This is a genomic window from Jannaschia seosinensis (assembly GCF_001408515.1).
GTDB lineage: Bacteria > Pseudomonadota > Alphaproteobacteria > Rhodobacterales > Rhodobacteraceae > Jannaschia > Jannaschia seosinensis.
In genome coordinates this window covers 1-11,324 of the sequence record NZ_CYPR01000035.1, presented here as the reverse complement: position 1 = coordinate 11,324, position 11,324 = coordinate 1, and the positions used below count along the sequence as shown (strand labels likewise).

Here is an 11,324-nt window from a genome sequence, read left to right as displayed (position 1 = left end):
GCTCGTGGTCGAAACCCCGCCGCGTCATCGCCCGCGTCGAGGTTGGCCCCATGGGTCGGGACACCCGCTACGTCGTCACCAACCTCGAGGGCGGTCGCGGCAAGCACCTTTACGAGAAGCTCTATTCCGCCCGCGGCCAGGCCGAGAACCACATCAAGGCGTGGAAAACCCATCTCGCATCAGACCGGACATCATGCTCGAAGGCGAACGCCAACCAGATGCGTCTGATGCTGCACGGCTGCGCCTACTGGGTCTGGTGGAAGCTCCGCGCGGCTTGCCCGAAGCGCTCACCGTGGCGCCGCGCCCAGTTCGACACGCTGCGGCTGCATCTCGTCAAACTGGCCGCCACCATCGTCGAAAAGAAGACCCGGATCATCGTGACCCTGCCGGCATCGTGTCCCGAAAGGGACTTCTCCTCCTTCTCTTCGACGCCCTCGCCCCACCGAAAACAGCCTGACGCATGCGCCCCGACAAACCCCGAAACATCAACCCGTATCGCCCAAGACCCAAGTCACCGGCCGGCCTGCCAACCGGACGCAAACACCGGGTGCGCGCAAGAAAACCGAGACCGGGGAAACCATCCCACGGAGCACAAGTCCGCAGCTTCATGAATTATGTGGGTTAACTGCTCAAGCCCAGCTTTCGTCGCTCAATCCCCCTCGAGCAGAAAAGGAAGCGGGTCATGGCGGAGCCCAGTTTGAAGGCGATGGTCGGGCGCACGGTGCGGTCCATCGCAGAGGAAATCGTCGCGCGTGAAGGCGGGTTCGTCAACGATCCCGACGATCCCGGAGGTGCGACGAATTTCGGCGTGACGATCCACACTATGCGCGCGCTGGGTCTCGATCTGGACCGGGACGGCGATGTCGACGTGGCTGATGTGCGGGCGCTGCCCCGATCCCGTGCGGTCGATATCTTCATCGAGCATTACTTCCGGCGGCCGCGGATCGACGCACTGCCCGATACGGTTCATGCGTCGGTTTTCGACATGCAGGTCAATGCGGGGGCGAACGCGGTGCGGATCCTGCAACGCCTGCTTTGCCAGATGGGCCATGCGATCGTGGTGGACGGCCGGATCGGCCCGCGCACCGCGACGGCGGCGCGGGCGTGTCAGGCCAAGGCGCCCGGTCACTTCTCCGATGCCTACGGGATTGCGCGGCGCAACTGGTATTATGCGCTGGCCGACCGGCGGCCGGCGTCGCGCAAATACGCGCGGCGGCGTGATGGCGGGAAGGGCGGGTGGATTACGCGGGCGGAGGAGTTCATCTCGCCACGCTATCACCTGTCTGCGGCAGAACACCGGGCGAGGGTCGCGGCATGGGGATGATCGGGGGGATCGGCGCGGTGAGCGCGATGATCGGAACGGCGGGGCGCGCGGTTCGCGGCGTCTCGGAGGTCTTCGTGCCGAATGCGAGCGATGGACAGCGGCTGGGCGCGGCCGCGCGTGGAGCCGCACTCGATCAGTTGAGCGAGGAATTCTCGGTCGTGGGGCAGGGGCTGTTCGACCGTTGCGTCGATGGACTCAACCGTCTGCCGCGGCCGATGCTGGCGCTTGGGACGCTGGGCCTGTTTGTCTATGCGATGGTCGATCCGCCGGGCTTTGCCGCGCGGATGGAGGGGTTGGCTTTCGTGCCCGATCCGCTTTGGTGGCTGCTTGGCGCGATCGTCGGATTCTATTTCGGCGCGCGGGAGTTGCATTACCGGCGCGCTCCGAACCCTCCGGCGCCGCGCGCGGAGGCCGTCCATTCCGCCTGGATCGCTCCCGTGACCGTGCCGGAGGCCGAAGCTCCGCCGGCAAACGACAATCCGGCCCTGCGCGACTGGCATGGCTCGACGTACTGAGGCTGACGAAGCGCGGGGCCGATCACGGCCCCGCGACCCCCGGTCGCTGCCCATTGGCGCGGGCCGCGTCATGCCGTATCTGCGACCCATGATCGTAGAACTCGGGCATTTCGCCCTCATCACCGCCTTCGCTGTGGCCATCGTGCAGATGCTCGTGCCGTTGATCGGCGCGTGGCGGGGGTGGAGCGGTTGGATGGCGGTCGGAGCGCCCGCGGCAACGGTGCAGGTTCTTCTGATCGGGTTTGCCTTTGCCGCGCTGACCTACGCTTTCGTCGCGTCGGATTTCTCGCTGCAGCTGGTGGTCCTGAACTCCCACACCGATAAACCGCTTCTTTACAAGATCAGCGGCGTGTGGGGGAATCACGAAGGGTCGCTCCTGCTCTGGGTGCTGATCCTCGCGCTGTTCGGCGCGGCGGCCGCTTGGTTCGGTGGGCAGCTGCCCGAGACGTTGCGCGCGCGGGTTCTGGCGGTTCAGGGCAGCATCGGCGCGGCTTTCCTCGCCTTCATTCTGTTTACCTCCAACCCCTTCGTGCGGCTGGCCGTCCCGCCATTCAATGGCGAGGATCTCAATCCCCTCCTGCAGGATCCGGGTTTGGCCTTTCATCCGCCGTTTCTCTATCTCGGCTATGTCGGACTGAGCATGGCATTCAGCTTTGCGGTGGCAGCCCTGATCGAGGGGCGGGTGGATGCGGCTTGGGGGCGGTGGGTCCGGCCTTGGACCCTTGCCGCATGGTTGTTCCTGACCATCGGCATCGCGCTGGGATCCTGGTGGGCGTATTACGAGCTGGGCTGGGGGGGCTTCTGGTTCTGGGATCCGGTCGAGAACGCGTCCTTTATGCCTTGGCTAATCGCCGCGGCGTTGCTCCATTCCGCCATTGTGGTCGAGAAGCGTGAGGCGTTGAAATCCTGGACGATATTGCTCGCGATCCTGGCCTTCGGCTTTTCGCTGATCGGGACGTTCATCGTGCGCTCGGGGGTGCTGACGTCGGTGCACGCCTTTGCCAACGATCCGGAGCGGGGCGTGTTCATCCTGGCGATCCTCGGCGTGTTCACGGGCGGGGCGCTGGCGCTTTATGCCTGGCGCGCGCCGGCGATGCAGGCGCGGGGCGTGTTCGGCACGGTCAGCCGCGAATCGGCGCTGGTGGCGAACAACCTGCTGCTCGCGGTGTCGTGCTTCGTGGTGTTCGTGGGAACGATCTGGCCGCTCATCTCGGAAATGGCATTTGACCGTACCGTTTCGGTCGGGCCGCCGTTCTTCAACGCGGCGTTCACGCCCTTCGTCGTGGCACTTGCGGCGATTTTGCCGTTCGGAGCGCTTCTGCCGTGGAAGCGGGGTCGGGGTCGGGTATTGCGGCCGCTCTTGCCTGCGCTGGGGCTTGCGCTGGCGGTGACGGGGCTTGTCTGGGCGATGCAGACGGGCCGCTCGCTCGGTGGGCCGATCGGGGCGGGGCTTGGCGTCTGGCTCGTCGCGGGCGCGGCGGTCGACCTGATGCAGCGGACGGGCCGGGGCGATCTGCGGGCCCGGACGCGGCGGCTGATGCGGCTGCCGGGGGCCGACTGGGGCAAGGCGGTCGCGCATGGCGGGCTGGGCGTGACGATCTTCGGCGTCGCCGCCCTCACCGCATGGCAGCAGGAGGGGATTGCCGCGCTCGATGTCGGTGACCGGCTGGAGGTCGGCCGCTATGAGGTGGAGCTTGCGGATGTCACGCGCGTCGAGGGGCCGAACTACGTCGCCACGCGGGCCGCGTTGCGGGCCTTCGAGAACGGACGGGAGTTGGGCGTGCTGTATCCCGAAAAGCGGGTTTACCCGGTGGCGCGGATGCCCACGACCGAAGCCGGGATCGACAGCGGGTTCACGCGCGACCTTTACGCCGTGATCGGCGATCCGCAGGTGGGGGGAGGCTGGGCCGTGCGTGTCTACGTCAAGCCGTTCGCGAACTGGATCTGGGGCGGCGCAATCCTGATGGCGATCGGCGGCGCGATTTCGCTGGGTGACCGGCGGTACAGGGTGGCGGCGGGTGCGGCCAAACGTGCGCCGCTTGGCGTGGCGGCGGAATGAGGGCCCTCGTCTTCGCGCTGGCGGTTCTATTTGCGACGCCGGCTCTTGCGGTTCTGCCAGACGAGGTTCTCGAAGATCCGGTGCTTGAGGCGCGCGCGCGCGCGCTTTCGGCGGAGTTGCGCTGCCCAGTTTGTCGGAACGAGTCGATCGACGCGAGCAATGCAGATCTGTCCCGCGAATTGCGGCTTCTGGTGCGCGAGAGGCTGGTCGCGGGCGACACCGACGCGGAGGTGATGTCGTATCTCGTCGACCGCTACGGGGAGTACATCCTGCTGGACCCGTCGCGCGGCGGGACGAACCTGCTTTTGTGGGGGGCGCCTCTGGGGCTGCTTCTGATTGGCGGGGCGGTCGCCGGGGTCGCCGTGACACGGCGGCAGAGCGCGCCCGAAGCGCTGTCTCCCGAGGAAGAGGCGCAGCTCACCGACCTCATGGAAGAGGAAGAGGACAAGCGAAGCTGAGGTCGCGACGTCCGCCTTTCGGCGGCCGCGAGCGCTGGCTAAGGTGGGCTGCGACCGCATGAGGAGCTGCCCGATGGACTATGAAACGATCCGCCTCGAGACACGCGACGGGGTGGCGACCCTGACGCTGGACCGGCCGAAGGTGATGAACGCGCTCGACACGCAGATGCGGGCAGAAATTCTTCATGCCGTACGGTCGAGCGAGAAGGAGGCCCGGGTCCTCGTCCTGACGGGGCGCGGGCGGTCGTTCTGCTCGGGGCAGGATCTTGGGGATGCGCGGGATCTCGGTCGCCTGAATCTCGAACGGACGCTGCGCGACGAATACGAGCCGCTGTTGAAGGCGATCTACGAATGTCCGATCCCGACCGTCGCCGCCGTCAACGGTCCGGCCGCCGGTGCGGGCGCGAACCTCGCGCTGGCCTGCGATGTGGTGATCGCGGCCGAGAGCGCGGTGTTCCTGCAGGCATTCACGCGTATCGGGCTCATTCCCGACGCGGGGGGGACCTACTGGCTGCCCCGGCAGATGGGGGCGGCCAAGGCGATGGGGGCGGCGTTGTTCGCCGAGCCGGTCACGGCGCGGCAGGCGAGCGATTGGGGCATGATCTGGGAGGCGGTGCCCGACGAGGCGTTCGCGGAGCATTGGGCCGAGCGTGCGCGGCATCTGGCGAACGGCCCGTCGGTGGCCTACCGGAATGTGAAGCGGGCGATCCGCGGGTCGTGGGAGAACGGTCTGGATCAGCAGCTTGCGCTTGAGGCGAAGCTGCAGGGGGAGGCGGGCCATTCACGCGATTTCAAGGAAGGCGTGATGGCGTTTCTCGACAAGCGGCCGGCGAAATTCGAGGGGCGGTAGGGCGAAATTCGCAAGCGCCTTCACGCTCTTCGCCGCACCGTCCCTTGAGACGCCGGGGCGTGCGTTGTAACAGCGCGCTGACAATCTAGGGAGCTTGGCCGATGCAGATGCGCCGCGTGGTCGTGACGGGACTGGGAATGGTGACGCCGCTGGCATGCGGTGTCGAGGCGACGTGGCGGAGGTTGATCGACGGGGAGTCGGGCGCCGGGCCGATCACGCGCTTCGATGCGAGCCATCTGGCGACGACCTATGCCTGCGAGATCCCCCGCGGCGACGGCTCGGACGGCACGTTCAACCCCGACGACTGGATGGAGCCGAAGGAGCAGCGTAAGGTCGACGACTTCATCCTCTACGGGATGGCCGCCGCGGTGCAGGCGGTCGAGGATTCCGGATGGAACCCGGGCGAGGAGGGCAAGCTTCGCACCGGCGTGATGATCGGCTCCGGGATCGGCGGCCTGACCTCCATCGCCGAAACGGCGGTTCTGCTCAAGGAACGAGGGCCGCGGCGGGTGTCGCCGTTCTTCATTCCGTCGGCCCTGATCAACCTCGTGAGCGGGCAGGTCAGCATCCGCTACGGCTTCAAGGGGCCCAATCATGCCGTCGTGACGGCCTGCTCCACCGGGGCGCATGCGATTGGCGATGCGGCGCGTCTCATCGCGTTGGGCGACGCGGATGTCATGGTTGCGGGCGGGGCCGAAAGCCCGATCTCGGAAATCGGCATCGCAGGTTTCAACGCGTGCAAGGCGCTTTCGACGAAGTGGGGCGATGACCCGGCCAAGGCGTCCCGGCCCTATAGCGAGGATCGCGATGGGTTCGTGATGGGCGAGGGCGCGGGTGTCGTGGTCCTTGAGGAATACGAGCATGCGGTGGCCCGGGGCGCACGGATCTATGCCGAGGTGCGGGGTTACGGCCTTTCGGGCGATGCCTACCACATCACAGCGCCGTCCGAGAACGGCGAGGGCGGTGAGCGCGCGATGCGCGCGGCCCTGAAGAACGGTGGGATCGAGGCCGGCGCGGTGGATTACGTCAACGCGCACGGCACCAGCACCATGGCTGATACGATCGAGTTGGGGGCGGTGGAGCGCGTGCTGGGCGAGCATGCGGCGACGGTCACGATGTCGTCCACCAAGTCGGCGATCGGGCATCTGCTCGGGGCGGCGGGAGCGGTCGAGGCGATCTTCTGCGTCCTCGCGATCCGCGATCAGGTCGCGCCGCCCACGCTCAACCTCGACAATCCGGCGGTCGAGCCGACGATGTCCCTTGCCCCCAAGGTGGCGGAGAAGCGCCGTATCGACGTGGCGCTGTCGAATTCCTTCGGATTTGGTGGCACAAACGCGTCGCTCGTTCTGAGTAAAGTTTAACTTCGGGTCAGAACACACTGATGTGGAAGCATATTGCAGCCAATGCGCTGACGTTGGGTGTCGTTTTGATCGCCTGCGCCGCCGCCATCGTCCAGATCGGGACATCGCGCTGGGCCGCGCCGGGACCGCTTTCTGACGCGGTGTTTTTCGAGGTGCCGCGGGGCGCAAGCCTGCGTGCGGTAAGTGATGCGCTGGAGGCGCAGGGGGTCGTGTCTTCCGCGAGCCTGTTCCGCGTCGGCACCGGCTATGTGGATCGCGACGACGATCTGAAGTTCGGGACCTACGAGATACCCGCGGGCGCATCGATGCCGGAGGTGCTGGACATCGTCACCGCGGGCGGGCCGTCGGTCTATCCGTTCTCGGTGACTTACGTGCTGCGTGCGCAGGGACCGGAGGTGCGCGTGCGCGAGCGCCAGCCGGGCCGGCCCGATCCGGTCGAGATCGCCACCTATACACCCGGCGAGGCGGTGCCAGAGGCGTTCACCGACCTTCTGGATCGCGATATTCCGATGACGTGGCGGATCGCGGTCGCGCCGGGTTTGACGTCTTGGGAGATTGTTGAGGGGTTGAAGGGCGCGGATTTCTTGGAAGGTGAAGTTTCGGTGCCGGCGGAAGGAACGCTGGCGCCGGATACCTACGAGGTGGCGCAGGGGGCGGATGTTGCGGACCTGATCGAGCGGATGCGGGTGCGGCAGGAGGCAATTCTGGCCGATGCCTGGGCGTCGCGCGCGCCGGGCCTGCCGATTGCCAGTCCGGAAGAGGCGCTGATCCTTGCGTCCATCGTGGAGAAGGAAACCGGCGTGCCGGAAGAGCGGCGCATGGTGGCCGCGGTGTTCACGAACCGGCTGCAACAGGGAATGCGGCTTCAGACCGATCCGACGGTGATCTATGGGATTACCAACGGGCAGGGCGCCTTGGGGCGGGGCATCTATCAAAGCGAACTGGACCGTGTGACGCCATACAACACTTACCGGATCGACGGCCTGCCGCCGACGCCAATCGCCAATCCGAGTGCCGAGGCGATCCGTGCGGCGGTCGATCCCGCGGAGACCGGGTTCGTGTTCTTCGTTGCCGACGGCACCGGCGGGCATGCATTCGCCGAAACCTTGGCCGAGCATAACCAGAACGTCGCCGAATGGCGCGCCATCGAAGCGGCGCGCGGAGCGGTTTCGGATCAGTGATTGGCGAATCGTGACGGACCGGAATGCGCCTGGAATGCGGCTTTCCTAGCGGTAGTGGTGCCGCACGTTTTGGGAAGTGTGAAGCGTTCTTAATGTCTTATGAGAAAGTTCAGGCGGACGTAAAAAAGTGGATTGACCCACCGAACGCTCAAAAACATCTTTAGGGCAAGCTGGAAGAAGTGGGCGAGGCGGCGCGGGGGCAACCCCGGCCGCCTTTCTCGTTTCGGATCGTGCGGACCAGGCATCCAACCGTGCACGGAGCTTATCAGGATGGAAACGAGGGCAGTCAAAACGACCCACAATAATGTGGGCGAACTGGAAGAATGCATGGCTTCGGCCGTGACAGGAATGAGCGCCTTTCTCGAGGTGCTCAAGGAGAAGGCGGAAGAGCTGAAGACCTCTCCGCCGGCGGGGGTGAAGGCGACGGAACTGACATCCGCCGTCCGCGAACTCGCCAAGGCGATCATGTTCGCGCAGGAGCAGAAAGGTAAGGTGGACGATGTCCTACGGCAGGAAAGCGGGGGAGACGGGATCGACTTCGACGCCGCGCGGCTTGAGATCGGGCGCCGCCTCGATCGCATCCGCGACGCCGAAGGACCGGAAGTGGTTCCTTGACGGACTTGACGAGGGTGCGCTGGCGGCGCTGCCTTATCTGTTCGAGTTCTGGGCGCTGGAGCATCAGCTTCCGCCCGAGGGCGACTGGCGAACCTGGGTGATACTTGGTGGCCGCGGCGCGGGGAAAACCCGCGCCGGAGCGGAATGGGTTCGCGCGCAGGTCGAGGGATCGCGGTCGCTGATGCCCGGGAAGGCGCGGCGCGTGGCGCTGGTGGGCGAGACCTATGAGCAGGTCCGGGCCGTAATGATCGAGGGGGAGAGCGGGATACTTGCCTGCTCTCCTCCGGACCGGCGGCCGGTCTGGAAGGCGATGCAGCGCAAGCTGGTCTGGCCGAATGGGGCGGAGGCGCAGGCCTTCTCGGCGCATGATTTCGAGGCGCTTCGCGGGCCGCAATTCGATGCGGCTTGGATGGATGAACTGGCCAAGTGGCCGCGGGCGGAGGAGGCGTGGGACATGCTGCAGTTCTGCCTTCGGCTCGGCGACAACCCGCAGGCGGTGGTGACGACGACGCCGAAGAACATCCCGATCCTTCGGGACATTCTCGGGCGGCGGAGCACGGTCTGCACCCATGCGCCGACCGAGGCGAACCGTGCAAATCTGGCGCGCGGGTTCCTGACCGAGGTGATGGAGCGCTACGGCGGCACACGGATGGGGCGGCAGGAACTGGATGGTATCCTGCTCGACGATATCGAGGGGGCGTTCTGGACGACAGCCGTGCTCGACGCGATGCGGGTGGACGAGGTGCCGGAACTCGACCGGATCGTGGTAGGTGTCGACCCGGCGGTGACGTCGAAGGGCGGCTCCGACGAGACAGGGATCGTCGTGGTCGGGGCGGTGACGAAGGGGCCGGTCCGCGACTGGCGGGCCTATGTTCTGGAAGATGCGACGGTGTCGGCGGCCTCGCCCACGGAATGGGCGCGGGCGGTCGCGGGAGCTTATGAGCGATGGGGCGCCGATCGTGTCGTGGCCGAGGGAAATCAGGGCGGCGACATGATCGAGGCCGTTCTGCGGCAGGTGGCGCCGCAGGTCAGCTACCGCAAGGTGACGGCGCGGCATGGCAAGGGCGCGCGCGCCGAGCCGGTGGCGGCGCTTTATGAACAGGGCAAGGTCCGCCACCTGCGCGGGCTGGGGCCGCTGGAGGATCAGATGTGCCGGATGACAAATGCCGGCTATCGCGGGTCCGGTTCGCCGGACCGGGTGGACGCGGCGGTCTGGGCGCTTTGGGAATTGATGCTCGATCCGGGGCGCGCCCGGTCCGGTCCGCGAATACGAACGCTGTAACAAGATGAGCGGGGCCTTTCGGGGCCCTTTTTCTTTGGCACGACAAAGAGGACGGGCGATGTTCGGATTTGGACGAAAAGCGGACGGGGCGCCGGAGGTGAAGGCCTCGGCCACGGGACGCGTCGCCGCGATGGGAACGGCGGGTCGGCCGGTCTGGTCGCCGCGGGATGTAGGTACACTTACGAGGGTTGGGTTCACCTCGAACCCGGTCGGGTTCCGTGCGGTGAAGCTGATTGCGGAGGCAGCCTCGGCGGTGCCACTGGTGTGCTCGGATGTGGACGGGCGGATGGACGTGCATCCCGTCCTTTCGCTTCTGGCTAGGCCGAACGGCGCGCAGGGACGCGGCGAGTTCCTTGAGGCGCTGTTCGGACAATACCTGCTCTCGGGCAACGCTTACGTCGAGGCGGTAGGCGCGGGAGACCTCCCGGTCGAACTGCACGTCTTGCGGTCGGACCGAATGTCGGTCGTGCCCGGCGCCGATGGGTGGCCAGTTGCCTACGACTATACCGTCGGGGGCCGGGCGCATCGGTTCGTCGTTGGCGAGGTGTCACCGGTGCTGCATGTCCGCGCCTTCCATCCGCAGGACGATCACTACGGCCTCTCGCCGATGCAGGCGGCGGCAACGGCTCTCGACGTCCACAACGCGGCTTCTCGGTGGTCGAAGGGGCTGCTCGACAACGCGGCTCGGCCCTCGGGGGCGATCGTGAACGGCGGTGAGGAGCTAACGCAGGAGCAGTTTGATCGCCTTTCGGTGGAGATCGAGACGCAGCATCAGGGCGCCCGTAATGCGGGGCGGCCGATGCTTCTGGATGGTGGGCTCGATTGGAAGCCGATGGGGTTCAGCCCATCCGATATGGAGTTCCAAAAGACCAAGGAGGCCGCGGCGCGTGAAATTGCGACGGCGTTCGGGGTGCCGCCGATGATGCTGGGTATTCCCGGCGACGCGACCTACGCCAACTACGTAGAGGCAAATCGGGCTTTCTACCGGCTGACGGTGCTTCCGCTCGTCTCAAAGGTCGCCGATGCGCTGGCCTTCTGGTTGGGGGCGCACGCAGGTGCGGCGGTCGGTCTGGCGGTGGATCGTGATCGGGTGCCGGCACTTCAGGCGGAGCGGGATGCCGAATGGCAACGGATCGCGTCGGCTGACTTTCTGACTGCGGAGGAGAAGCGGCGCATGCTGGGCCTTGCGCCCGAGGGGGGCGCGTGAATGGATAGAGCAACCTGCGGTCTGGAAATTCTGCTGAGAGCGGGTCATGCATCCTGGCATTCCCATTTGATGTAGGCCTTGGTCTCGGAGGCCCATTTCTCGTCGATCTCTACGAGGACGGCGCTGACCAGTCGCAGCAGAGCGTCGTCGCTGGGAAAGACCCTGACCTTTACGGTGCGCCGCTTGAGCTCCTGCTGGACGGATCGCTCCATCGGGTTTGAAGTGCGCAGCCGGCGGCGATGGTGCTCGGGCAGCGTGAAGACCGCGAGCCCCTCGGGCGCGTTTTCCTCCAGCCATGCGGCCAGCTTCGGCGCAGAGGTGCGATAGCTGGCGACGATCTCTGCCAAGGCCGTTTCTGCCTTGGCGAGCGTGCTGGCATTCCACACGGTGCGCAGCTCGGCTCCGATGCGCTTGCGGCTCTCGACGTTCGGAGCGTGATGAATGGCGTTGCGCGCGAGATGGAACTGGCAGC

At 66.4% G+C, this 11,324-nt stretch carries 11 protein-coding genes and 1 pseudogene; 11 read left to right on the top strand and 1 reads right to left on the bottom strand.

Going from position 1 to position 11,324, the window contains the following annotated elements; genetic code table 11:
* From JSE7799_RS02935 to JSE7799_RS02885, 11 genes and pseudogenes are all read left to right on the top strand, one after another.
* Positions 1-457 (top strand): annotated as a pseudogene (locus JSE7799_RS02935) (transposase); the annotation flags it as partial.
* 225 nt (positions 458-682) lie between these two features.
* Positions 683-1,324, top strand: coding sequence for a holin-associated N-acetylmuramidase (locus JSE7799_RS02930; RefSeq protein WP_245624784.1), 642 nt, complete (start codon positions 683-685; stop codon positions 1,322-1,324).
* Positions 1,315-1,839 (top strand): holin family protein, encoded by a 525-nt coding sequence (locus JSE7799_RS02925; protein ID WP_055662265.1) that lies wholly within the window; start codon positions 1,315-1,317, stop codon positions 1,837-1,839. The genes JSE7799_RS02930 and JSE7799_RS02925 overlap by 10 nt, the downstream gene beginning before the upstream one ends.
* 88 nt (positions 1,840-1,927) lie before the next feature.
* On the top strand, positions 1,928-3,898 hold the full coding sequence (locus tag JSE7799_RS02920) for a heme lyase CcmF/NrfE family subunit (protein WP_055662269.1): 1,971 nt from the start codon (positions 1,928-1,930) through the stop codon (positions 3,896-3,898).
* Positions 3,895-4,356: a cytochrome c-type biogenesis protein gene (locus JSE7799_RS02915; protein ID WP_055662264.1), complete on the top strand. Its 462-nt coding sequence runs from the start codon at positions 3,895-3,897 to the stop codon at positions 4,354-4,356. The genes JSE7799_RS02920 and JSE7799_RS02915 overlap by 4 nt, the downstream gene beginning before the upstream one ends.
* 73 nt (positions 4,357-4,429) lie before the next feature.
* A complete protein-coding gene (locus JSE7799_RS02910; protein ID WP_055662263.1) occupies positions 4,430-5,206 on the top strand; it encodes an enoyl-CoA hydratase-related protein in 777 nt (258 codons plus the stop codon).
* A gap of 107 nt (positions 5,207-5,313) precedes the next feature.
* Positions 5,314-6,567: a beta-ketoacyl-ACP synthase II gene (fabF, locus tag JSE7799_RS02905; RefSeq protein WP_055662268.1), complete on the top strand. Its 1,254-nt coding sequence runs from the start codon at positions 5,314-5,316 to the stop codon at positions 6,565-6,567.
* A 20-nt stretch (positions 6,568-6,587) separates the two neighbouring features.
* Positions 6,588-7,748 (top strand): endolytic transglycosylase MltG, encoded by a 1,161-nt coding sequence (gene mltG / locus JSE7799_RS02900; RefSeq protein WP_055662262.1) that lies wholly within the window; start codon positions 6,588-6,590, stop codon positions 7,746-7,748.
* Positions 7,749-8,096: 348 nt separating this feature from the next.
* The gene (locus tag JSE7799_RS21515; RefSeq protein ID WP_186201826.1) at positions 8,097-8,363 is read left to right on the top strand and encodes a hypothetical protein; all 267 of its coding nucleotides are present in this window, start codon (positions 8,097-8,099) and stop codon (positions 8,361-8,363) included.
* Entirely contained in the window at positions 8,302-9,645 is a 1,344-nt protein-coding gene (locus JSE7799_RS02890; protein ID WP_245624783.1) for a DNA-packaging protein, read from the top strand. Before JSE7799_RS21515 ends, JSE7799_RS02890 begins: the two co-directional genes overlap by 62 nt.
* A 58-nt stretch (positions 9,646-9,703) precedes the next feature.
* A complete protein-coding gene (locus tag JSE7799_RS02885; RefSeq protein WP_055662260.1) occupies positions 9,704-10,852 on the top strand; it encodes a phage portal protein in 1,149 nt (382 codons plus the stop codon).
* A gap of 44 nt (positions 10,853-10,896) precedes the next feature.
* Here JSE7799_RS02885 and JSE7799_RS02880 read toward each other — a convergent pair.
* The coding region (locus JSE7799_RS02880; protein WP_186201825.1) for a transposase at positions 10,897-11,324 on the bottom strand (428 nt) is incomplete at its 5' end.

Coding starts and splice junctions, on each gene's coding strand:
- JSE7799_RS02930 (WP_245624784.1), top strand. CDS start 683: ATGGCGGAGCCCAGTTTGAAGGCGATGGTCGGGCGCACGGTGCGGTCC.
- JSE7799_RS02885 (WP_055662260.1), top strand. CDS start 9,704: ATGTTCGGATTTGGACGAAAAGCGGACGGGGCGCCGGAGGTGAAGGCC.
- JSE7799_RS02915 (WP_055662264.1), top strand. CDS start 3,895: ATGAGGGCCCTCGTCTTCGCGCTGGCGGTTCTATTTGCGACGCCGGCT.
- JSE7799_RS02925 (WP_055662265.1), top strand. CDS start 1,315: ATGGGGATGATCGGGGGGATCGGCGCGGTGAGCGCGATGATCGGAACG.
- JSE7799_RS02920 (WP_055662269.1), top strand. CDS start 1,928: ATGATCGTAGAACTCGGGCATTTCGCCCTCATCACCGCCTTCGCTGTG.
- JSE7799_RS21515 (WP_186201826.1), top strand. CDS start 8,097: ATGAGCGCCTTTCTCGAGGTGCTCAAGGAGAAGGCGGAAGAGCTGAAG.
- JSE7799_RS02910 (WP_055662263.1), top strand. CDS start 4,430: ATGGACTATGAAACGATCCGCCTCGAGACACGCGACGGGGTGGCGACC.
- mltG (WP_055662262.1), top strand. CDS start 6,588: ATGTGGAAGCATATTGCAGCCAATGCGCTGACGTTGGGTGTCGTTTTG.
- fabF (WP_055662268.1), top strand. CDS start 5,314: ATGCGCCGCGTGGTCGTGACGGGACTGGGAATGGTGACGCCGCTGGCA.